Source organism: Gemmatimonadaceae bacterium, from assembly GCA_020851035.1.
Classification (GTDB): Bacteria; Gemmatimonadota; Gemmatimonadetes; order Gemmatimonadales; family Gemmatimonadaceae; genus JACMLX01.
In genome coordinates this window covers 79,145-101,727 of record JADZDM010000020.1, presented here as the reverse complement: position 1 = coordinate 101,727, position 22,583 = coordinate 79,145, and the positions used below count along the sequence as shown (strand labels likewise).

Here is a 22,583-nt window from a genome sequence, read left to right as displayed (position 1 = left end):
GATGGCGGTCACCATCCACCCCACGGCGATCGTCGACGAGGGCGCGACCGTCGGTGATGGCACGCGGGTCTGGCACTGGGTGCACATCAGCAGCGGCGCACGCATCGGCGCGCGGTGCTCCTTCGGGCAGAACGTGTACGTCGGCAGCCGGGTCGTGATCGGTGACAACTGCAAGGTGCAGAACAACGTCTCGATCTACGACAACGTCACCCTCGAGGACGACGTGTTCTGCGGGCCGAGCATGGTCTTCACCAACGTGTACAACCCGCGGGCGGCGGTCTCACGCAAGGACGAATACCGCGACACCCTGGTCTGCCGCGGTGCCACGCTCGGCGCCAACTGCACGATCGTCTGCGGCGTGACGGTGGGCGCGTTCGCGTTCGTGGGTGCGGGGGCGGTGATCCACCGTGACGTGCCGCCGTACGCACTGATGGTGGGCGTGCCGGCGCGGCAGGTCGGCTGGATGAGCGAGCACGGGGAGCGCCTGGCGCTGCCACTGGCGGGTGACGGGGAGGCCGCCGACCCGGTGACGGGCACCCGCTACGCGATGCGTTCCGGTGTGGTGACGCGCCTGGACTGAGCGCCGGTCGGGGGGCGGGTGCCCGCCTCGGTGGCGGCGAGGGGCATGTAGATCGAGATCGCGGTCCCGACCTTGGGTTCGCTCTCGACACTGATCACCCAGGCGTGCTCACGCGCGATGCCAGCCACCGCGGCCAGGCCAAGTCCCGCCCCGCGACGCTGCTGCGTGGTGTAGAACGGGTCGAACATGCGACGCTGCGCCTCGCTGCCCATGCCGACGCCGGTGTCGGCGATGGTGAGCACGACGTACCGGCCGGCCGGCGCCGGATAGCGGCCGCTGCGATCGTCCGGCACCTCGGCCAGCGTGGTCGCGACGGTGAGCGTGCCGCCACGCGGCATCGCCTCGCGCGCATTCACCAGCAGCGCCGTGACCGCGTCCTGCACGATCGCCGGGTCACTCCAGATCGAGGAGCCGGCGGTGGTGAGCCGCAGGTCGAGCACCACGTCCTTCCCGAGCGTGCCGTGCATCGACCGCAGCGTGCCGGTGATGGCGTCGTTGAGGCTGACCGCGCCGCGGTGCGACATGCCGCGCCCGCCGTAGCACTGCAGCTGGCGCGCGACCGTGAGCCCGCGGCCCGACAACTCACTCATGCGCTTGAGCGCCATCGCGCGCATGTCGGGGTCGTGTTCGTTCTCGATCGCGAACTGCGTGAACCCGGACATCCCGACCAGCACGTCGCTGAACTGGTCCGCGACCTGGCCCGCGAAGCCCACCAGGTCGGGCGCGCCGTGTGTGACCCGTGCGCCGCTGCCGCCGCCGGCGCCCGCGCCGCTCGTCGCCTCCTGCGCCGTGACGAGGCGCATGGGCGTGGACTGGTCGGTGAAGTGCGTCACGGTGAGGGTACAGCCCCGCCGCGTGCCGTCGGCGGTGAGCAGCGTGGCGGGACCGCTGCGCGTGGGCGGCGGATCCTCGCCGGCGGCAACGGGCGCCACCAGCGGTGCTCCCACGGCATCCACGAGTTCACCATCGCGCTGGCCCATCAGCGAGCCGACCGACACCCCGAGCAGGCGCGCAGCGGCCGCGTTGGCGCGGGTGATGCGACAGCTCGCCGCACCGTCCGCCGAGGCGTCGGCGATCCACATCGCGACCGGAGAATCCTCGAACACCTGCAGGGCGCGCTGCAGGTCCTCCTGCGTGACCTTGCGACGCGCCTCCAGTTCGGACGCCATGGCGTTGAGCGCCGCACCGAGCTGGCCCAGGTCACCATCGGACTCCGCCACGGTCGAGCGGTGCGAAAGCGCCCCCGCACCGAGGCGCCGCGCATCGGCGATGAGCGTCTGCACCGGCGCCGTGAACGCGCGCAGGACGATGGTGACACCGAATCCCGCGATCGCGAGTGCCACCAGCGCCAGCAGCGCGAGGTCGCGCAGGCGGTCGTTGCTGCCGGCCATCGCGGCCTCGGACGGCAGCCCGACGTACACACGCCACGGCCGGCGTTCGAGCGTCGCGAAGCCCACCAGGCGCGACGCGTCGTCCCCGCCGCGGACACTGATCACACCATCGCGCTGGCCGCCGGTGGCGAGCACGCTGCTGTCGCCAGCGCCGCGGTCGATCCAGCGCGCAGGCCGCGCGATGCGCCCGAGCGGCTCGCCGGAGCGCCCGAGCAGCACGGCGACGGCGTTCTCGGGCAGCGTGTCACTGCCGAGCAGCGACTGGATCCCCTTGTCGGACAGCAGTGCCACGACCGCGCCGATCGTGTCGGCGAGGCAGGCGCAGGGCACCGCGCGTGGGAGCAGCGGGCGGACGATGATCATGGCGATCGAGTCAGCGGCTGCCCGGCTCAGGCCCTCGTCGACGATCGTCGGCAGGGCCGACCCGGCGCTGGCGGCGCGACCGGCCAGCGCCGGGGCCACGAGTGCGGCCCGCCGCTCGGCGGGCACGGCCGTCACGCGGTCGGCGTCGCCGAGGAACGTTCGCCGGCGCCGGCCTGCGCTGTCGAGGACGGCGATCGTGAGCGTGGTCGCCAGCGGATTCGGCCGCGGATCGACGATCTCGATCCGGCGGTCACCGATGCCCGGTCGCGCCGCCTGGACCATCGCGGAGTCGAGCAGGTCGTCCACGGTGCGCAGCCGCTCATCCATGAGCGACGCGACGGCGCGCGCGCGGGTGAGGACGTCGTCATGCAGCGCCGTGCGAGCGAGCGTCTTCTCCCGTCCGGCCGACACCGCGAGATACACCACGAACGGTGCGGTCGCAGCGGCAGCGACGGCAAGCAGGCGGTTTCGCAGGCTGGCGGAAGGCATCACGGTCACCCGACAGGTGGGACGACGGCGCGCGACGAACGGACGCGGGTGAATCTGTCGATCCGGACCCGACTGAATACTAATACGCTCGAGCTCGCCAAGTACCCCGGATGCCAGAAGCGCCCGGGCCGACGGGGACGTCGGGCCGGGCGCTCGGGGGGCGCCGGGGTAGGCGCGGCCGATCAGAAGTGGTCGTTCGGGCGCCGCCGTTTCTCGGGGATGGCCCGGCCGTACTGCCCCACGTCGTTCCGGCTGATCTTCTTGCGGGCGACGAGCGCCTCGAGCACCAGCTCGCAGGCGGCGGCGGTGGTGCCGGCATCGTCCGGATCGGCCAGCCGGAGCGCGCGGACGATGTCCAGCAGGGTCGGCACCGTCGCGAAGGCCTGGCACATGGTGGACGCCGCGACGTCGGCGGAGACCTGCAGCGCGCCCCCCTCGTCGAACCAGATCACGATCTCGTCGCTCGAGAACTCCTTGCCGGCGGCTGCCAGCGTCGCGTCGGCCGCGCGGCGGATCAGTTCGCGCGCGATCTTGTCGCCGCCGACCAGCTCGCCCTCGTATTCCAGCTCGATCTTGCCGGTGATGGCGGGCAGCGCGGCGTACACGTCACTCATGCGCGGCACCGCCACGTCCTCGCCGGTCTGGAGCGCGCGCCGCTCGGCATTCGACACCACGTTCTCCAGCACCGAGATGGGCATGCGCTGCGACACGCCGCTGCGGCGGTCGATGCGCTTGTCCTCGCGCGCCTCGAACGCGATGCGCTCGACGACCTCCGACATGAACCCCGGGACCGAGATGGCGACGGTGTCGCGGCGGAGCCACGCTTCCTGGCGCGTGATCGCGACCCCGAGGTCCACCGTCAGCGGGTAGTGGGTCATGATCTCGCTCCCGATGCGGTCCTTCAGCGGCGTGATGATCTTGCCACGCGCCGTGTAGTCCTCCGGGTTGGCCGTGAAGCAGAGCAGCACGTCGAGCGGCAGGCGCACCGGGAAGCCCTTGATCTGGACATCCCCTTCCTGGAGGATGTTGAACAGGCCGACCTGCACCTTGCCGGAGAGGTCGGGGAGCTCGTTGAGGGCGAAGATGCCGCGATTGGCGCGCGGCAGCATCCCGAACTGGATCGTGAGCTCGTCGCTGAGCAGGTGTCCACCACGCGCGGCGCGGATCGGGTCCACGTCACCGATGATGTCGGCGATGGTGACGTCGGGGGTGGCGAGCTTCTCGATGTAGCGCTGGTCGCGATGCACCCAGGCGATGGGGGTGTCGTCGCCGGCCTCCTCGATGCGGGTGCGCGCGTAGCGGGAGATCGGTGCGAACGGGCTGTCGTTGATCTCGCTGCCGGCCACGATCGGCATCTCGTCGTCCAGCAGCGCGGTGAGCGCGCGGAGGATGCGGCTCTTCGCCTGGCCGCGCAGGCCCAGCAGGATGAAGTTGTGCCGGCTCAGGAGGGCATTCACGAGCTGCGGCAGGACCGTCTCCTCGTAGCCGATCACCCCCGGCAGCAGGGTGTCACCCGCCTGCACCCGGGCCAGCAGGTTCCCGCGGATCTCGTCCTTGACGGAGCGGCGCGCGCGCGCGGGATCACCCCACGACGACTGCTTGAGTGCTCCAAGGGTGGCGGGCAATTTCGACACGACGGACTCCGGAGGCAGGGAAGAAGAAGCTCTCCGGTGCGAACGCCGACGGGGAGCGGATTCGTTTCAGGCCCGGCCGTGGCGCGGCCGGTGGGAGTGCCTGCATCGCGGAATGTACCGTGGCCGTGCCGCACGCCTGCGCGCGCTGCCGCGCCAGCTCGCCCGGGTCAGCCGATGGGGGTGATCTCGACGAGGTTGTCATAGAACACCGGTGCCTCCCCGAGGTCGGTCAGTCGCTGCGAGGTGGTCTCGTTCACGTTGCGGCCATCGGGCGAGAGTTTCGTCCACCAGATCGACGGTGCCCACGCCACGCCCGGCCGGATGCCGTCGCTGATCCTGACCCGCGCCTGGAACGCACCGCGGTCGTTGGAAACCTGCACGAGCTGGGCGTCGGCGATCCCGCGCAGTCCCGCATCGTCGGGATGCATGACGCACTCCGGCTCGCGCGCCGCCCGCCGCAGCGACGCGATGTTGACGAACGAGCTGTTGAGGAACTGGTGCGCCGGGCTCGAGATGAGCTGCAGGGGGAACCGCGCGGCGAGCAGTGGGTCGGATTCCGCCGACTCGTACGGCGGGATGTAGGTCGGCACGGGGTCCAGGCCGAGCGCCGCGAGGCGCGGCGAGACGAACTCGCACTTCCCGCTGGGGGTGAGGAACGCGCCGTTGGCGAACGGGAGGTACGGGCGCGGGACGTTGAGGCGCACCCAGCCCCGGTCCAGCAGCGCCTCGAACGTCACGCCCTGCATAAGCGCAGAGTTGGACTCGAGTGCCTGCCTGATCAGGGTGAGGTCGTCGTCACGCAGCGCCGGTTCGTCGAGCTGCATCACGGCCGCGAGGCGACGGAAGATCTCGGTGTTCGGCAGCGACGCCCCGACCGGTGCGATGGCCGGCCGGTTGAGCGAGGCGTTGTAGTGCCCATACGCGGTGTGCACATCCCAGTGCTCGAGCTGCGTGGTGGCCGGCAGCACGATGTCGGCCCAGTCGGCGGTGTCGGTCTGGAAGTGCTCGAGGACGACGGTGAAGAGGTCCTCGCGCGCGAGGCCGCGGCGCACGGCACTGGCGTCGGGGGCCACCGCGGCCGGGTTGCTGTTGTAGACGATCAGGGCGTCCACCGGCGGTCCGCCCACGCCGGCATCCGGCGTGGTGAGTGCCTCGCCGAGGAGGCTCATGTTGATCGTGCGCGCCGGCGGCCCGAGATCAGGGCGCTGCAGCGCCGCCTTGTCGAAGGCGAACGCGCCACTGGTGGACAGGCTCACGCCGCCACCGGCGCGCCGCCAGTGGCCGGTGAGTGCCGGCAGGCAGGCGATGGTCCGCACCGCCATCCCGCCGCCGGCGTGCCGCTGCAGCCCGTAGTTGAGGCGCAGGAATGCGGCGCGCGCGGTGCCATAGGCCACCGCCAGCGCCTCGATCGTGTCCTCCGCCACTCCCGTCACCGCCGCCGCACGCGCCAGCGGCCACTCGGCGGCACGCGCGCGCAGCGCGTCGATGCCGGTGGTGTGGCGCTCGATGTAGTCGTGGTCGACGAGGTCGCGCGCGAAGAGCTCGTGCATGATGCCGAGGGCGAGCGCGGCGTCGGTGCCGGGACGCGGCGCGATCCACTCGTCGCACTGTTCGGCGGTGCGGGTGCGGACCGGATCGATGCAGATGACGCGCGCGCCGGCCTTCCGGGCATCGAGGATGAACGGCCAGAGGTGCGGATTGGCCGTGAGGGTGTTGGTGCCCCACAGGATCACGAGGTCGGCCGACGGCACCCCTTCGAGGTCGGTGCCGACGCTGGCGCCGACCGTCATCATGTAGCCCACGCGGCCGGCCTCGGCGCAGATCGTCCGGTTCAGCCGGCTCGCACCGATGGCGTGGAAGAAGCGCCGGTCCATGGAACTGCCCTGCAGCTGTCCCATCGTGCCGGCGTACGAATAGGGGAGGATGGCCTCGGGGCCATGCGGTCCGCGGCGGATGGCGTCGAGGCGTGCGCCGATCTCCCGGAGCACCTCGTCCCAGGAGCAGGGCTCGAAACGGCCGCTCCCCTTCGGCCCCACGCGGCGCAGCGGCGTGGTGAGCCGGTCGGCGTGGTAGGTGCGCTCGAGGTAGCGGTTCACCTTGGCACAGAGGAAGCCGCTGGTGACCGGGTGGTCTGGGGCGCCCTGGATCCGCGTCGCGCGTCCAGAGGCGTCGACGGTGACGATCGTGGCGCAGGTGTCCGGGCAGTCGTGCGGGCACGCACCGCGCACGGTCGTGGTCACCACCTCGGCAGTATTCGGCACAATCCGGCGCTTCCTTGCGGCAAAATAGGTGGAATTTCAGCAATTCCACTTGACATCGTGGACCTGCAGAATATCCTTCACTCCGCTTCCAGCCGGCGGGCCCGCCGACCGGGAGCTTCAGTTTGTCACCACCTCGGATATCCAAGGAGATTTTCCAATGAAGCGTATCGCCACGTTTGCCGCCATGCTCGTCCTCGCCGCCTGCGGCGCCAAGACGGAAGAAGCCCCGAAGGTCGATTCCGCCGCTGCCGCTCCGGCCGCTGCGCCGGCTCCGGAGGCCGCTCCGGCCGCCGTCGCCGACACGATGAAGAAGGACAGCACCGCGATGGCCGCTCCGGCCGCCGACACGACCAAGAAGTAATCTCGCTTCGGCGAAACAAGGCGGGGCTGCTCACGAGAGCAGCCCCGCTTTGCATTCCCCCTGTCCGGGATGCGGATCGCAGCGAGGATGGCGTGCGCCGGTGCCGGGGGTAGGGCGCGCAGCAGTCAGTCTGCGGCGGCGTCGTCGGTGACCCGTGCGGCGTGCGTTGCGCCGGCGGCGTCACTCCAGGCCAGGCGCGCGTCGCGCTGCACCTCCCGTCGCAGCATCGCGATCCCGATGCCGGTGCCGCCGTCGTCGAGCGCCACGCTGCGCGAGACACCCACCGCCGCACCATCGGCATCCCGCAGTTCCGTCCCGTGCGCCGGCAGGGCACCGGGGTATGCCACGCGTCGCAGCGTGCGGTTCACGTGCCCGCGGAAGTGCACGCGCGCCACCGTCTCCTGCCCGGTGTAGCATCCCTTGCGGTAGGAGATGGCCTGCAGCGCGTCCATGTTGGCCTCCTGCGCGAGCGTGTTCTCGTCCATGTCCACGCCCCACTCCGGCCGTGCGGCCATCACGCGCAGGCGGTGCCACTCGATCTCGCCCCCGTCCACCGCGCCGGCGGCGCGCAAGGCGGCGCCCGCCGCATCCACGGCCGCGGCGTCACCGATCAGGTCCACCGTGCTGCGCGGCCCGAGGTCGGGTGCGCGCACCACCCTGACGTCGGCGTCGCCGACGGTGGCGCGGACATGCGTGAACGCCGCACCGGCTTCCAGCGCGTCCAGCGACGACGCGTCGCCGGCCACCTGGCGCAGCAGGGCAAGTGCGCGATCGCCGGCGAGGGTCAGGCAGCGGGTCTCGCTGCTCACGTCGGTGTACGTCGCCAGCCTCGGGTTCACGTACTTCCGGATCATCGCGGCGAAGCCGCTGCCAGCCGCAGCGTTGGCATCCACCAGGTAGGAGCCGACGCCGGCGCCATCCGCACCGGCGATCGCCAGGATGCGCACATCGGCGATGATCCGGCCCTTCGCCGTGAGGGCGCAGGCGTACAGGCCGTCGCCGCCCCGCAGCGCGAGCACGTCGTTCGTGACCAGGCCGGTGAGCGACTCCGCCGCCTTGGCGCCGGTGAACTGCATGCGCAGCCGCGTGCTGCGGTCGAAGAGCGGCACGGGACCAGGGGCGGCGGAATGCGGTGACATCATGTGGAGCTCAGAAGAGGGAGATGACCTGCGCCGGGTCCATCGCCGCGACGGTGGTGGCGGGCGGCACCGGCGTGCCACCATGCGTGCCGCCGGCACGGATCACCTGGAGCCCGGCAGCGCGCGCGCCCGCCAGCAGCGGGGCCGGTGCGAGTGCCACGGCCCGGTCCACATGCAATGCCGCGCGGGCGGAGGCCCAGGCCTCATGCTGGTCCCGCTCACGCATCGTCGCAAGCGAGCGGATGGTGCTGATGTACACCTCCAGTCCGGCCATCTCGAGCAGTTGCAGCGCATCGGCACGGGTGCCGCGGGTCACCACGGCGATCGGGAACTCCGAGGCGAGCGTCTCGATGGCGCCTGCCACGGCGGTGTGCAGGGTCGCCGCGCCCTGCGCGATGGCGGCACTGCCAAGGTCGGTGGCCCGGTGCAACACGAGGTCGCGACCGGTCTCGTCGAGTGCGGTGATCGCCGGCAGGTGGCTGAGCGCCACCACCGCCGGCAACCCGGTGTGGGCGAGGGCGATGCTCCGCGCGCCGAGTGTCACCCCTTCGGCGTCGAGCGCCTGCTGCAGCGCCGTGGTGCGCAGCGGGAGCGTGTCGAAGAGCACCTCCTCGATCTCCAGCAAGACGCCAGTGCGCATCAGCGTGGCGGCTCCGCGGCGTACGCGGCGTCGAGCAGGTCGATCGGGTGGGCCACGCGCACGGTGCTCCCCGCGCGCGCGAGCCCGGCGCCGATCTGCATCAGGCAGCCGGGGTTGCCGGTGGCGACGAGGGTGGCCCCGGTCGCTGCGATGTGCCGGAGCTTGGGGGCCAGCACGGCGTCGGAGACCCCCGGTTCGATCAGGTTGTAGATGCCGGCCGATCCGCAGCACTGGTCGCTGTCCTCGAGCGGGATGCGCTCGAGGTTGCCGATCGCGTCGAGCACCGCCAGTGGAGGTGCCACCAGGCGCTGTGCGTGCTGCAGGTGGCACGGGGCATCGTAGGTGATGCGCAGGGGGGCGGCGAGTGCCGCCGGCCGCGGACCGGCGTTGGCGAGCAGTTCGGTGGCATCGCGGGTACGCGCCGCCACGGCGGCGGCGCGGTCACGCCACGCCGGATCGTCGTGCAGCAGGTGGGCGTACTCCTTGAGCATCGCCCCGCAGCCGGCGGCGTTCACCGCGATCAGCGCGTCCGGCACGGCCTCGAAGGCGACGATGTTGGCGCGTGCGAGCATCCGTGCCGACGCCAGGTCGCCGGCGTGTGCGTGCAGCGCGCCGCAGCAGCGCTGCGCCGGTGCGTCGACGAGCACGTAGCCGTTCACGACCAGCGTGCGGCGGGTGGCGCTGGTGGTGGCGCCGAAGAGGCCGTCCATGACGCAGCCGGTGAGCAGCGCGACCGGCCCGCGCGATCCACTGCCGCGCGGCGCGTACTCGCGGGTTGCGAGGACCGGCCGCGTGCTGTGGAGCATCGCCATCCCGGCACCGATGCGTCCCGGCACGCGCGAGAGCAGGGCTGGGAGCCGCAGTGCGCGGGCTACCCGCCCGCCGGCCAGCGCCAGCGGCAGGAGCACCGGCGAGGCGAAGACGGCGAGGAGCAGTCGCGCGACCAGCGGTGGCGACGCGGATTCGCGCAGCGTCGCGCGCGTGGCCTCGAGCAGCTGGCCATACGGCACGCCGCTGGGGCAGGCCGTCTCGCATCCGCGGCAGCCCAGGCACCGGTCGATGTGCTGCTGCACCACCGTATCGGTGGGCGACAGCTCCCCGTCGAGCAGCCCGCGCATCAGCACGATCCGCCCGCGTGGGCTGTCGTTCTCGTCGCCGAGCGCGAGGTAGGTGGGGCACGCCTGCAGGCAGAAGCCGCAGTGCACGCAGGCATCGAGTCCCGCGGCCGCGCCGGCCAGCGGCGTGCCGGGCAGCGCGCAGGGCCGCGTGGTGGCCGCGTGGTCGCTCACGGCCGGCAGTTCAGGCATGTGCCGCCTGGCGACGGTTGCAGATGTGTGCCGGGTCGAACGCCGCCCGCACGCGACCGGCGAGGCCGGTCGCGAACGCATCCGGCGCGTCGTCCCACCAGGCGTCGGGTTGGCGCTCGACGATCACCCGCTCGTCCGCGGCAGTCGCGGAGAGGACGTCCCGCACCGGCGCCTCGGCCTCATCCGCGATGAGGCGGACGATCCCGCGACCGACGGTGGCATGCAGCACGATCGACCCCTGGCAGCGCGATCGCAGGGCGCGCAACATGCCGATGCGCGACGGCAACCCGCTCACCGGGCCGCTGAAGCGCGCCACCACCGCAGCGAGCGCATCGCGGGTCGCGAGCGCGGCCCAGACCGCGGGGTCGGTGGGCGCACAGGATGCCGCGTTCTCGATCGCGGCACGCTGCCCGCGCACGAAGGCGTCGTTCCCGCCAAGGCGCACCAGCACGATGTCGGTCCCGTCGCCGACACCGAGGCGCCGTGCGGTGTCACCGTCGACCCACTCCATCGCGAGGAACGACATCGTCGGCGCGCGCAGGATGGCCAGCAGCGTGGCGAGGTGGGCCTCGCCGTCCACGCGGATCGCCAGTGTCACGTCATGCACCGGCACGGCGCGGAGGCGCAGCGTGAGTGCCGTCACCGGACCCAGCGTGCCCCAGGCGCCCGTGTTCAGGCGCACGAGGTCGAAGCCGGCGACGTTCTTCACCACGCGGCCGCCGGCGTGCACCACCTCGCCGTAGCCCGTGACGCACTCCAGCCCCAGCACGAGGTCGCGCGGCGTGCCGAATGCATGCGCGAGCGGGCCGGCGGACGCGGTGGCGATCGTGGCGCCGATGGTCCCGTGCCGGGCGCCAGCCGGGTCCAGCCCGAGCCACTGCCCGTGTGCCGCCGTGGCATGGGACAGCTCGGCGAGCGTGGTGCCGGACCACGCGGTGAGCGTCAGGTCGCCCGGCACGTACTCGATGATGCCGGCCAGGCCGGCGAGTGACAGGGTGCGCAGACTGCACACCGGTGGGCCCGCCTGCCGCCAGGTGCCCGCGCCCTGGATGCGCAGCGGCTCACGCGCCGCGAAGGCGCCGCCGACGATCTCGCGCACGCCTGCGGTCGTGTCGGGCAGCAGCAGCGGCGTGGACACCGCGTCCGGTGCCATCACGTTGCCCGCCCCGCCGGCGCCTGGTGCCATTCGCGGCAGGTGTGCACCGGCACCACCTTGCCGCGGTTCGAGAGGTGCGCGGGGTCGAACACATCGCGCAGCCGGCACATCGCTGCCAGCGTGTCGCCATCGAAGAGCGCCGGCATGTAGTCGATCTTGTCGAGGCCCACGCCGTGCTCGCCGGTGATGGTGCCACCGGCCGCGATGCAGGCCTGCATGATCTCGGTCATGCACGCATGCACGCGCGCCGCCTCGCCGGGGTTCCCGGCGTCGTAGCTCACGCTCGGGTGCAGGTTGCCGTCGCCCGCATGGAAGATGTTCCACACCGCCACACCGTGGCGCGCGCCGATGCCCGCAATCTGCTGGAGCATGTCGGGGAGGCGCGTGCGCGGCACCACCGCATCCTGCAGCACGAGGTGCGGCGCGGCGCGGCCCATGGCACCGAACGCCTTCTTCCGGCCCTGCCAGAGCAGGGTGCGCTCGGCACCGTCGGTGGCGATGCGCACGTGCCGTGCCCCGTGCGCGCGGCAGATCGCGTCCACCGCGGCCACGTCATCCTCGAGCCCGTCCGCCACGCCGTCCAGGTCCACCAGCAGCACCGCATCACAATCCGTCGGGTACCCCGCCGCGTACACCGACGCCTCGACGAGCCGCACGGCGGCACCGTCCATCATCTCGAGCGCGGCGGGGAGGATCCCGCTGGCGATGATGGCACTGGTGGCGAGGGCGGCGTCGTGCAGCTGCGAGAAGTCCGCCAGCAGCGTGCGCACGCGCGGGGGATCGGGGAGCAGGCGCACGGTGCAGTCCAGCGCCACGCCGAAGCACCCTTCCGATCCCACGAATGCCCCCAGCAGGTCGTACCCCGCCGTCTCGCCATGCCGGCTGCCGAGGGTCACGATCTCACCGTCGGGCAGGAGCACGGTGCAGGCCACGGTGTGGTTCAGCGTCACCCCGTACTTCAGGCAGTGTGGCCCGCCGGCGTTCTCGGCCACGTTGCCGCCGATGGTGCAGGCCGACTGGCTGGACGGGTCGGGGGCATAGTGCAGCCCGTGCACGGCCGCCGCCTTCTGCAGCGCACTGTTCACCACTCCGGGCTCGACGGTCGCGATCCGGTTCACGGGATCGATGTCGAGGATGCGGGTGAGGCGGTTGAGGCCGAGGAGCACGGTACCGTCGGCCAGCGCGCCGCCACTGAGCCCGGTGCCGGCGCCGCGGGGCACGAAGGGCAGGCCGGCACCGGCGAGGGCGCGCACCACGGCCACCAACTCGTCACGGGTGCCCGGAAAGACGGCCAGCGATGGCACCTGGTGGTAGCCGGGCAAGCCATCGCTGGCGTAGGCCGTCAGCGCGCTCCGGCGCTCCAGGACGCGCCGTTCGCCGACGATGCCGGCGAGGGTCGAGGCGATCGGGAGTGATGACGTGGGCACGACCGGAAACTATCACGTCGGTGCGGACGACACCGACGTCCTGCGCGGCGCCGGTCGCCGCGCCGTCGTCAGTTCGGCTGGCCAGCCACCGGGGGCATCGCGTCCACCAGCGCGAGCAGCCGCGCGAGGTCGAACGGCTTCTGCAGCACCGCGCAGTCACTGCCCCGGATGTAGCCGGTCGATGCATCGTCGCCGGTGTCGCCGGACGAGAAGATGAAGCGCTGAGCAACCGCGGGACAGCGCTCGTGGACGCACTGGTGCAGTGCGATGCCCGTGAGGTGCGGCATGCGCATGTCGGTGATGATCGCGTCGAAACCCGCGCCGACGTGTGCGCCGTCGAGCAGCAGCGCGCGGGCCTGTTCGCCGTCGGCGGCGTCGACCACCGCCCAGCCGCGGCGCACGAAGAACCGGCGCAGCGCGTTGCGGATGGTCACTTCATCATCGACGATGAGCAGCGACCGTCCGGTCGCGCGGGCCTGCGTGGCAGCGAGCGAGGTCGCGAACTCCGACGACGTCGCCTTCGTGGGGATCATGCGGGAGCAGCGGTGGGAGGGACGTCCAAGCTACACCCGTCATGGCGGCTGTACAGCACCCACTTTGCGACGAAATCATTAACGAACGCACATGCCCACCACGACGGTGGGGCCTGTCGTGGTGGGCATGCAGTGGCGTGCGGGTGGGGCAGCCGGCCGGCGGGTCGCCGGCCGGGATCATGCGGTCAGGCGACCTGCCAGAACCCCGCCAGGGCCGAGCCGTCCGCGCTCTCACGCAGCTTCTCGAAGGCGCGCTCCCGGATCTGCCGGATGCGCTCCCGGGTGACACCGAGCAGGTCACCGATCCGCTCGAGGGTCATCGGCTCGGCGGCATCGTCGAGGCCGTAGTACATCGTGAGGATCTGGCGCTCGCGGATGGTGAGGTGCTTCTGGATGGCATCCTTCACGAACACGCGCATCAGGCGTTCGTCGGTGGCCTCCTCGATGTCGCGGCCGTCGCTGACCGAGAAGCGCTCACCGAGGGTGCTGGCGTCGCGGTCCGACTTGTCGACAGGCGCGTCGAGCGAGGTTTCGCTGGTGGTCATCTGGCGCTGGGCCCGGACCGTCTCGGCGTCCTCGTTGATCATCGCGCCCAGCTCGGCATCGGTGGGCTCACGATTGAGCTTGCCGGCAAGGATCTGCTCGGCCTTGGCCATGCGGAGCAGCGCGGAGTTCTGGTTCAGCGGCACGCGGATGCTGCGCGTCTGCTCGGCGAGCGCCTTCAGGACGGCCTGGCGCACCCACCAGACGGCGTACGAGATGAACTTGACGCCCTGGTCCGGATCGAACTTCCGCACCGCCTTCAGCAGCCCTTCATTGCCGATGGCAACCAGCTCGGCCAGGTCCAGCCCATGGCCCTGGTACTTCTTCACGTAGCTGATCACGAAACGCAGGTTGGCCGTCACGAGCCGCTCGGCAGCCGCCACATCACCCTGCTGGGCAAGGCGGGCGAGTGCCCGCTCCTCTGCCACACTGCCGATCAGCGGGAGACGCTTGATGTCGGCGAGGTACTGGTCGAAAGTGCTTCCACTGCTGGACCGGGCTGCCTGACGGCTGCGCTGAGTCGCGACCTTCTCCATGGAGTCTCCCTGATGCCAGAGCGACGCTGGTTGCGCCGCCAGCCTTCGTGTTCGCATCGAGTCGAGGGCTGGTCGGCTGATGGTGGAAGCCGGGTCGGCCCGGATTCACGGCCACAATAACCGTCACGGAATACTTACATGTCAAGTGTCAGGAAAAGTGGACAATCGTGCATTATCCCGGGGAAAAACCCGGGGTTACCATCTGCCTGACAGCGGTGACTGTAAACTTCCTGACACACAGCGAATAGATGTGTCCGGTTCAAGTTGTCGCCGTGCAACGACATCCGCACCACGCGATCGTCAGCGGGCCGGAGTCTCCTTGCGCACCAGCTGCGCGTACCCGCGACGGCGACCGAAGCGGCGCGCGGCGGTGCAGTCGGACATCCAGACGTCGATCCGGCCGCCCTTGATCGCGCCGCCGGTGTCGTCGGCCAGAAACCGGCCGTACGAGCGTCGCCCGAAGAAGAGCTCGACCTCCCGCCCGAGCGGGAACAGGGCCCGGTCCACCGCGATGATGCCGGCGCGCACCGGATTGCCGCGCCGCGTGCGCCCCTGCAGGCAGTAGGCGGTCACACTCACGGCCACGCGCTCGCCGGCGCGCGCACGATCCTCGATGCTGCGGAACAGGTGGCCGCTGGGCACTGGCACCGCAGGCTGCAGCCGGCCCGTGCGACGCGATGGGGCGACCGTCGCCACCGTGTCGGGGCGCCCACCGGTTCCGCTGTCGGTGCCTGGTGCCCCGCCGACGCTTTCGTCCGGCAGGGCGTCGGGCGCCACGGCCGGCGGCGGCGTGGGCAGCGGAGACGGGTGTGCGACGAACCAGATCGCCGCGCCGCCGACCAGCAGTTCGAGCACGATCCGGATGCGCTGTCGCTTCCGCCGGCGCCGACGCTGCCTGGACGCCGGCGGCGGCACCGCGTTCACGCCCCGCGCAGCGCCGCGATGGCCACGTCGCGCGGCACCGGAATGCCGTAGCCACACGCTGCGCCGGCCATCGACCCGCACGCTGCGGGCAATGCGTACTCCACGACACCGCCGCGGGCCTTCTTGTCGCTGCTGGTGGCGTCCACCACGACCTCGGCGCTGAGGACGGTGGGCAGCGTCACCGGCAGGCCGAGATGCCCGAGCGCCGCCTGCAGCATCCGCACGAGCGCGGGGTCGCAGAGGCCAAGGGCGACCGCGATGCGGGCCTCGGCCAGCATGCCGAAGGCCACGCAGGCGCCGTGCGGCACGGTGAAGGCCATGAGCTGCTCCACGGCGTGACCGATCGTGTGGCCGAAGTTGAGGATCTTCCGCAACCCGCCTTCGCGTTCGTCGGCGGCCACGACGGCGGCCTTGATCTCCACGCTCCGCGCGACGATCGCCTGCCAGTCGGCATCGGCGGGATCGATCCCGCCGATCATCGCGAAGTACGCCGCATCGCGGATCACGCCGTGCTTGAGCGCCTCGGCGAGGCCGTTGATCAGCTCCATCGGAGGGAGGGTGCGCAGCGTGTCGAGGTCGGCCACCACCGCCGTCGGCGGGTGGAACGCGCCGACGAGGTTCTTGCCGTGGGGCGTGTCCACACCGGTCTTGCCGCCGATCGACGCATCGACCATCGCGAGCAGCGTGGTGGGCAGGTGCACGACGGGAATGCCGCGGAGGTAGGTGGCGGCGACGAAGCCCGTCAGGTCGCAGATCACGCCACCGCCCAGCGCGATGAGGAGGCTGTCGCGGCCGAACCTCGCCGCGAGCAGGGCGTCGGTGACCTGCGCCCACGTCTCGCGGGTCTTCTGGTCCTCGCCGGGCGGGAGGGCGATGAGCAGGCTGCGATCCTCGCCGAGCGCGGCGGCGAGCCGGCCGGCGTGCAGCGGGGCCACCACGTCGTCGGAGATGACGGCAATGCGGTGGGCGGTGCGGAGCGCCGGGACGAGCGTCGGCAGCGTGTCCAGCAGTCCGTACCCGACGTGCACCGGGTACGGCAGCGTGTGGCAGGTGGTGACCGTCACCTGGCCGCGGCTACCAGGTCACTTCGCCGGCACCGGCGCGACGGTTGGCGACGCGGGCCAGCGTGAAGAGCAGGTCGGAGAGGCGGTTCAGGTAGATCACCACCAGTTCCGGCACGTCGGCATCGTGCTGCAGCCGCACCACGCGGCGCTCGGCGCGGCGACAGACCGTGCGGGCGACGTGCAGGGCCGCCGCCTTGGGGGTGCCGCCCGGCACGATGAACGCCGTCAGCGGCTCGAGCTCTGCCTCGCCGGCGTCGATGGCGCGCTCCAGCTCCTCGATGCGTTCCTCGTCGATGCGCGCCTTCCGGAGCTGCTCCGCCATCTTCTCCCGGTCGGGGGTGGCGAGGATCGCGCCGATGCCGAACAGGTCGCGCTGGACCGGCACGAGCACCTCGTCGATGCGCGGCATGAGTTCCACCGCGCGGGCCATGCCGACGGAGGCATTGAGCTCGTCGACTTCGCCGTACGCCTCGACGCGCGGGTCGTCCTTTGCCACGCGCCCACCCCCGAACAGGCCGGTGTCGCCCTTGTCACCCGTGCGGGTGTAGATCTTGTATGCCATGGCGGGAAGTTAGCCGGTCGGGGCGCCGGGGACCGGGGAGGGGTTTCACCGGGAGGGTGGGCCGGTGAGTATTCCGGCACCATGACTCACGAGCTCAGGGACCTCACGATCATCGGCGCCGGCCCGACCGGGCTGTACGCGCTGTTCTATGCCGGCATGCGTGGCATCTCGGCGCAGGTGATCGACGCGCTGCCGCAGGTGGGCGGCCAGCTGGCGGCGCTCTATCCCGAGAAGATGATCTTCGACGTGGCGGGGTTCCCGCACGTGCTGGCGAAGACGCTGGTGGGCGGGCTGCACGACCAGGCGGCGCAGTTCGGGAGCCCGCTGCACCTCAACCGGACCGTGATCGGCCTGGACGAGGTGGATGGGCATTTCGTGCTGCGCACCACCGACGGGGACTTCCCCACGCGCAGCGTGGTGATTGCGGGTGGCATCGGGGCCTTCGCGCCACGCAAGCTGCCGCAGGTGGCCACGCACGCGTGGTACGGGCGCGGCATCGACGACAGCGTGCAGGATCCCGCCCGCTACACGAACAAGCGCGTGGTGATCGTGGGCGGTGGCGACAGTGCCTTCGACTGGGCGCAGCAGCTCCGGCCTCGGGCACTGCACGTCACGCTGGTGCATCGCAGCGACCGGTTCCGCGCGCACCAGGCCACGGTGGACGACGTCCTGGCGGCCGCCGCGCGCGGGGACGCCACCGAGGTGGTCACGTTCCACGAGATCCACGACGTGGTGTCGAGCGGCGGTGAGGTGCTGACCGGGGTGGTCCTGCGCGGCACGAAGGACAAGGTGCTGCGCGAGATCCAGGCTGACGTCGTCCTGCCGATGCTGGGCTTCGTGAGCGACATCGGCGCCCTGGCGCAGTGGGGCCTCAACTGCACGAAGGACGAGCTCTGCGTGACGCCGCAGATGGAGACGGGCCGCGCGGGGATCTATGCGGCGGGCGACATCACGACCTATCCGGGCAAGCTGAAGCTGATCTCGGTCGGCTTCGGTGAGGCCGCGACGGCGGTCAACCAGGCGGTCCACTGGATCTACCCGGAGAAGAAGGTGAATCCGGGGCATTCGTCGAACCTCGCGATCTTCGGGCAGACGGCCGACTAGGTCTGCGCTGTTCGTCAAACAGCAACTGCAAACTGCTTGAACGCAAAGACGCGAAGCGGCCTGCGGCCGCCGCAAAGAGGCCGGCCTTCTGTGCTGGGCTCGGGCCTCTGCGGAGCGAGGGGCATCGGAAATGCCGGGGGAACTGCAACCGCAACCGCAGTTCCCCTCAAGTATTCAACGCGATGGCGCGCAGACGTGTCGCGCAGGGCGCAGGGCTCCTGCTCCTTTGCGGCGGCCGCAGGCCGCTTCGCGTCTTTGCGTTCAAGCAGTTTGCAGTTGCGGTAGTTGTCAGCGCTGACGTGACTCGAGCGCGCTGACGCGCGCGGCAAGGGCGGAGACGTCGGCCGCGAGACCGTCGAGCGACGGGAGCTGTGCGCCCGCTTGGCGTGACGCTGCGGGCGTTGGAGCCGTGCGGCGCACGGGAGCCGGCGCGTCGATGTGCACTTTGCCGCTTCCGCGGGAGAATCGCGCCAGTAACCACGCACCGGCGCGACCGAGCCAGACGGCGTTGAAGAGTCGTTCTGTCAGCGTGCGCTTGAACGGGCTGGTGCTGAGGATCGCGATCGCCATCGTGGTGCCGAGCACGCTTGCGAAGAAGGCGAGCGTTGACGGTGTGCCCTTCAGATGGATGTTGCCGTCCCGGCCTGCCTTGGAGAACAGTGCGGCGAGCAGCGCCGCCTGCAACACCAGCAATGCCCCGGCGAGCAGCACGCGTCGACGCCGCTTGCGAACCTCCACGGTGTCGGTGGCGCGGCGCGCGCGTTCCTCGTCGCGCTCGGTGAGCGTCACGCGCAACAGCCGCTGCAGCTCCGCAATGGAGTAGCCGGATCTGCGCAGATGACCGGCCTCGCGCAGCGCGGCCACCGTCCCAGCGACAGCGGTGGCCGCGATCACGACACCAATGGCGAACGTATTGCCATTCTGCGTGGCGACGAGGGAGGCTGTGCCGAATGCGAGCACACCTACACTGATGACTGCGCGTGCCGTGCTGCTCGACAACTCCGGGGCGAGCAGGCGGATCGCCACCGGGATCTCGGGCGTCGACAGCTGCGCCGCGTCGAGTGCCTCGACCAGCGCCTCGGCGTTTGGAAACCGGTCGTCAGCCTCCTTCGCGCAGCAGCGATCCACGGCGCCGCTGAGCGCAGGGGGCAGGTCAGTGCGCACGCCAGCCAGCGGCGGGATGACCTCGGTGAGCTGCTTGACCAGGATGCGCTGCGTGCTCTCACCCGTGACGGCGGTGCGGCCGGCGAGCGCGAACCAGGCCACCAGGCCCAGCGAGTAGAGGTCGGCACGGCCATCCACCGCCTCGCCCGCCGCCTGTTCGGGGCTCATGTACTCCGGCGTGCCCACCACCTCGCCGATGCGCGTGAGGCCCGGCTTGTCGGCGACGGGCGTGATCGCGCGCGCGATGCCGAAATCCATGACCAGCGCGCGGCCGGTCGCGCGCTCGATCATGATGTTGTCCGGCTTGATGTCGCGATGCACGACGCCGCGCCCATGCGCATATGCGAGGGCGTAGCCGACATCGGTCATGAGCCGGACGGCATCACGCTGCGACAACGGCCCCTCGCGTGCGACACGCGCCGAGAGCGCCTCCCCCTCGACGAACCCCATCGCGAAGGCGAGGACATCGTCGGTCTCCTCGATGGCGAAGACCGGGACGATGTTGGGGTGCGAGAAGCCGGCCGCGAGGCGGGTCTCGCGGAGGAACCGCTCGCGCAGCTCCGGCACGGACGCGAACTCGGGTGGCAGCACCTTGAGTGCCACCGGGCGGTCGAGCCGGCGATCACGAGCGAGGTACACGGTCCCCATGCCACCGCGTCCGAGCTCATGCTCGAGCAGGTACCGATCCCCGAGCGTCCGGCTCAGTGCCGCGAGGTCCTCGCTCATGCACGCTCCATTCTGTGGAAGGCCACCTACGCCACGCGCGGATCCGCCCGCTTGTAGGCGAGGTCGGTCACCAGGTTCACGAGCACGAAGACGACACTCAGAAAGAGCACCGTTCCCTGGATCGCCGGAAGGTCCCGCCGGGAGATCGCGTTCACCACGTAGCGCCCCAGGCCCGGCCATCCGAACACGGTCTCGGTGAGGATGCTGCCGGTGAGGTAGCTGCCGACGTCGAGCCCGAGCACGGTCACCACCGGGATCAGTGCGGTGCGCAGGCCGTGCCGGAGGACCACCGCCCCGCTCGACAGCCCCTTGGCGCGAGCGGTGCGGACGTGGTCGCTCGACATGGCGTCGAGCATGCTCGAGCGCGTGACACGGGCGAGGTAGGCGATGCTGCGTGACCCGAGCGTGAGCGCGGGCAGGATCAGCACCAGCCCGCCGCCGTAGCCGCTGGGTGGCAGCCAGCGCAGGGTGAGCGCGAAGAGCAGGATGAGGAGCAGGCCGACCCAGAACACCGGGAAGCTGATGCCGAGGTAGGTGGCGCCCATCAGCACCTTGTCGAAGGCGCCGGCCGGCCGCAGCGCGGCCAGGATCCCGATGCCGATGCCAAGGACGATGGCCAGCGCCATCGCCGCGAGGGCCAGCTGCGCCGTCTTCGGGAAGCGCTCGCGGATGTCCTGCATGATGGGGCGGCCGGTGATGTAGCTGCGGCCGAGGTCACCACGCAGCACGCCGCCGGCATAGCTCGCGAACTGGACCGGCAGCGGCTCGTCGAGCCTGAGCTCCGCGCGGAGCCGCGCGATGGTGACGCTGTCGGCGCGCTCGCCGACCATCTGCTGCACCGGGTCGCCGGGGGCGACGTACAGCAGCAGGAACACTGCAACCAGCACGCCGGCGAGCGTGGGGATGGCGAGCAGCAGCCGGCGTGCGAGGAAGGTCACGGCGCAGCGCGGTCGATGCGCGTGCCGATCATCCGCTGGCCGTTGAAGATCGTCGGCGCGGTCCAGTTCTTCAGCCAGGGCTGCACGGCGTACAGCTCGTTGTAGAAGAACAGGAAGACCATCGGCGCCTGGGCGAAGGCAATGCTGTCGGCCCGCTGGTAGAGCGCGATGCGCCGCGGGAGATCGGTCTCGCGCCGGGACGCCGTCACCACCGAGTCGAACGCCGGATCGCGGAAGAAGCTCACGTTGCCGCCCACGCCGGCGTTCGCCGAGTGGAGCAGCGGGTAGAGGAAGTTCTCGGCATCGGGGTAGTCGGCATACCAGTCCTTCAGCACCAGGTCGGCCTCACCCTTGCGCGCGGCCTCGCGCATGCTGGCGCTCTCGCGCTGCACCAGCTCGGCGGTGATGCCGGCCTCCTTGAGGTAGCCCTGGATGGCCTGCGCGACCCGCGACTGGGTGGCGTCCTGCGAGCACCAGAGCCGGAGGGTGATGCCGCCCGGGAATCCGGCCTCGGTCAGCAGCGCCCGGGCCTTCGCCACGTCGTGGGCGTACGGCGCGCGCAGGGTGTCGGCGCCCTCCAGCGCCGGCGGAATCACGCCGGCGGCGAGCCGCCCGCGGCCGCCGAGCAGCTGGGTGAGGATGGCGCGGGTGTCGATCGCGTGGTTGATCGCGCGTCGCACACGCGCGTCGGCCAGCGGGCCCCGGGTGGTGTTCATCGCGACGTACCAGAGTCGCAGGACCGGCGCGGCCTGGAGCAACCCCTTCTTCTCCTCCGTCTGCTCCCACTGCCGCGTCTCGGCCTCGGGGATGTAGAGCAGGTCGACGTTGCCCGACTCGAACTCGGCGACCGCGGTGCTCAGCTCGGGGATGATGCGGGCGACGAGCGTGTCCTGCACCGGCTTCTCGCCCCAGTAGGTCTCGTTGCGCACGAAGCGGACGAAGTCGTCGTGCTTCCACTCGGCGAGCTTCCAGGGGCCGGTGCCGACCGGCTTCTCGCCGAAGTCCGCCGGCACCGACGACGGGACGATCGACGCCACCGGCATCGCCAGCAGCTTCGGGAAGATCGCGAACGGTTCGGTGAGCGTGATCTCGATGGTGCTGTCGTTCTCGATGCGCAGGCCGCGGATGGCGGTCGCCGTGCCGGCGGCGAACTCGGTGGCGCCGGCAATCGGGAAGAGCGGCCACCCGCGCCCGCCGCGGGTCTTCGGGTCGAGCACGCGCGTGAAGCTGCCGACCACGTGGCGGGCGGTGAATGCCGTGCCGTCGTGGAACTTCACGTTCTGCCGCAGGGTGAACCGCCAGATGCGGCCATCCGGCGACACGGTCCACGACGAGGCGAGCGCCGGTTCCACCTGCGCGTCGGGGGAGAAGCGCGTCAGCCCCTCGAAGACGTACCCGACGGCGCGCCCGGTCGGCACGTCGGTGGACAGGGCGGGATCGAAGGAGCGCGGGTCGTACGTGTCGCGGCTGTCGACGATGGCGCGCCGCGGTGGGCCGGAGTCGCCGCCGCCGCAGGCCGCCAGGAAGATCACGGCGATGAGCGCCGGTACGTGGCGTCTGAGTGGTGGCATCACGGTCGGGACAGGGATGGGAGACGGGGGCGTGGCGACGGGGCGCCGAAACGAGCTAACCCGTTGTCGTGAAAGCGCGTACGTCGTTGACACCGGGAGGCACGGGCGTGAACTTACGGCCGGTTCAACAAGGGTGCCAACCGCTCCCGTCGTGCGCGGTCGCGCGACAC

General features: G+C 71.2%; 19 protein-coding genes. 3 read left to right on the top strand and 16 right to left on the bottom strand.

The genetic code is table 11. The annotated features are described in order from the left end of the window. The first annotated feature begins 1 nt into the window (after nt 1). Complete coding sequence (locus IT355_12590) at nt 2-580, top strand: N-acetyltransferase (GenBank protein MCC7054094.1); 579 nt, start codon at nt 2-4, stop codon at nt 578-580. Here the strand turns inward: IT355_12590 and IT355_12585 are convergent. From IT355_12585 to IT355_12575, 3 genes are all read right to left on the bottom strand, one after another. Next, on the bottom strand, nt 541-2,823 hold the full coding sequence (locus IT355_12585) for a PAS domain-containing protein (GenBank protein MCC7054093.1): 2,283 nt from the start codon (nt 2,821-2,823) through the stop codon (nt 541-543). The genes IT355_12590 and IT355_12585 overlap by 40 nt on opposite strands. Before the next feature lie 182 nt (nt 2,824-3,005). Then, nucleotides 3,006-4,475, bottom strand: a complete 1,470-nt coding sequence (locus IT355_12580; protein MCC7054092.1) for a sigma 54-interacting transcriptional regulator — start codon at nt 4,473-4,475, stop codon at nt 3,006-3,008. Between the two features lie 149 nt (nt 4,476-4,624). Further along, nucleotides 4,625-6,718, bottom strand: coding sequence for a molybdopterin oxidoreductase family protein (locus IT355_12575; protein ID MCC7054091.1), 2,094 nt, complete (start codon nt 6,716-6,718; stop codon nt 4,625-4,627). A gap of 157 nt (nt 6,719-6,875) precedes the next feature. Here IT355_12575 and IT355_12570 point away from each other — a divergent pair, with 157 nt between their 5' ends. Further along, nucleotides 6,876-7,079: a hypothetical protein gene (locus IT355_12570; GenBank protein ID MCC7054090.1), complete on the top strand. Its 204-nt coding sequence runs from the start codon at nt 6,876-6,878 to the stop codon at nt 7,077-7,079. A gap of 125 nt (nt 7,080-7,204) precedes the next feature. On the opposite strand, the gene IT355_12565 is transcribed toward IT355_12570, so the two are convergent. The 10 genes from IT355_12565 to IT355_12520 form a co-directional block, all read right to left on the bottom strand. After that, complete coding sequence (locus tag IT355_12565) at nt 7,205-8,221, bottom strand: hypothetical protein (protein ID MCC7054089.1); 1,017 nt, start codon at nt 8,219-8,221, stop codon at nt 7,205-7,207. A 7-nt stretch (nt 8,222-8,228) separates the two neighbouring features. After that, a complete protein-coding gene (locus tag IT355_12560) occupies nt 8,229-8,858 on the bottom strand; it encodes a hypothetical protein (GenBank protein MCC7054088.1) in 630 nt (209 codons plus the stop codon). Continuing rightward, nucleotides 8,858-10,165: a 4Fe-4S dicluster domain-containing protein gene (locus IT355_12555; protein MCC7054087.1), complete on the bottom strand. Its 1,308-nt coding sequence runs from the start codon at nt 10,163-10,165 to the stop codon at nt 8,858-8,860. The genes IT355_12560 and IT355_12555 overlap by 1 nt, the downstream gene beginning before the upstream one ends. Continuing rightward, nucleotides 10,158-11,351, bottom strand: coding sequence for an FAD-binding protein (locus IT355_12550; protein MCC7054086.1), 1,194 nt, complete (start codon nt 11,349-11,351; stop codon nt 10,158-10,160). Before IT355_12550 ends, IT355_12555 begins: the two co-directional genes overlap by 8 nt. After that, nucleotides 11,318-12,727, bottom strand: a complete 1,410-nt coding sequence (locus IT355_12545; protein ID MCC7054085.1) for an FAD-binding protein — start codon at nt 12,725-12,727, stop codon at nt 11,318-11,320. Before IT355_12545 ends, IT355_12550 begins: the two co-directional genes overlap by 34 nt. Nucleotides 12,728-12,816: 89 nt before the next feature. Beyond that, the gene (locus IT355_12540; protein MCC7054084.1) at nt 12,817-13,281 is read right to left on the bottom strand and encodes a response regulator; all 465 of its coding nucleotides are present in this window, start codon (nt 13,279-13,281) and stop codon (nt 12,817-12,819) included. Between the two features lie 185 nt (nt 13,282-13,466). Next, complete coding sequence (locus IT355_12535; GenBank protein MCC7054083.1) at nt 13,467-14,360, bottom strand: RNA polymerase sigma factor RpoD/SigA; 894 nt, start codon at nt 14,358-14,360, stop codon at nt 13,467-13,469. Nucleotides 14,361-14,660: 300 nt separating this feature from the next. After that, entirely contained in the window at nt 14,661-15,215 is a 555-nt protein-coding gene (locus tag IT355_12530; GenBank protein ID MCC7054082.1) for a 3D domain-containing protein, read from the bottom strand. 65 nt (nt 15,216-15,280) lie between these two features. After that, nucleotides 15,281-16,348, bottom strand: coding sequence for a 3-dehydroquinate synthase (aroB, locus tag IT355_12525; GenBank protein ID MCC7054081.1), 1,068 nt, complete (start codon nt 16,346-16,348; stop codon nt 15,281-15,283). A 10-nt stretch (nt 16,349-16,358) separates the two neighbouring features. After that, on the bottom strand, nt 16,359-16,910 hold the full coding sequence (locus IT355_12520; GenBank protein MCC7054080.1) for a cob(I)yrinic acid a,c-diamide adenosyltransferase: 552 nt from the start codon (nt 16,908-16,910) through the stop codon (nt 16,359-16,361). Between the two features lie 81 nt (nt 16,911-16,991). On the opposite strand from IT355_12520, the gene IT355_12515 reads away from it, so the two are divergent. After that, nucleotides 16,992-18,014: an NAD(P)/FAD-dependent oxidoreductase gene (locus tag IT355_12515; GenBank protein MCC7054079.1), complete on the top strand. Its 1,023-nt coding sequence runs from the start codon at nt 16,992-16,994 to the stop codon at nt 18,012-18,014. Between the two features lie 288 nt (nt 18,015-18,302). On the opposite strand, the gene IT355_12510 is transcribed toward IT355_12515, so the two are convergent. The 3 genes from IT355_12510 to IT355_12500 are packed head-to-tail and all read right to left on the bottom strand — an operon-like array spanning nt 18,303 to nt 22,413. After that, a complete protein-coding gene (locus IT355_12510) occupies nt 18,303-19,904 on the bottom strand; it encodes a serine/threonine protein kinase (protein ID MCC7054078.1) in 1,602 nt (533 codons plus the stop codon). 26 nt (nt 19,905-19,930) lie between these two features. Next, on the bottom strand, nt 19,931-20,842 hold the full coding sequence (locus IT355_12505; GenBank protein ID MCC7054077.1) for an ABC transporter permease: 912 nt from the start codon (nt 20,840-20,842) through the stop codon (nt 19,931-19,933). Next, nucleotides 20,839-22,413, bottom strand: a complete 1,575-nt coding sequence (locus tag IT355_12500) for an ABC transporter substrate-binding protein (protein MCC7054076.1) — start codon at nt 22,411-22,413, stop codon at nt 20,839-20,841. The genes IT355_12505 and IT355_12500 overlap by 4 nt, the downstream gene beginning before the upstream one ends. Nucleotides 22,414-22,583: the final 170 nt, after the last annotated feature.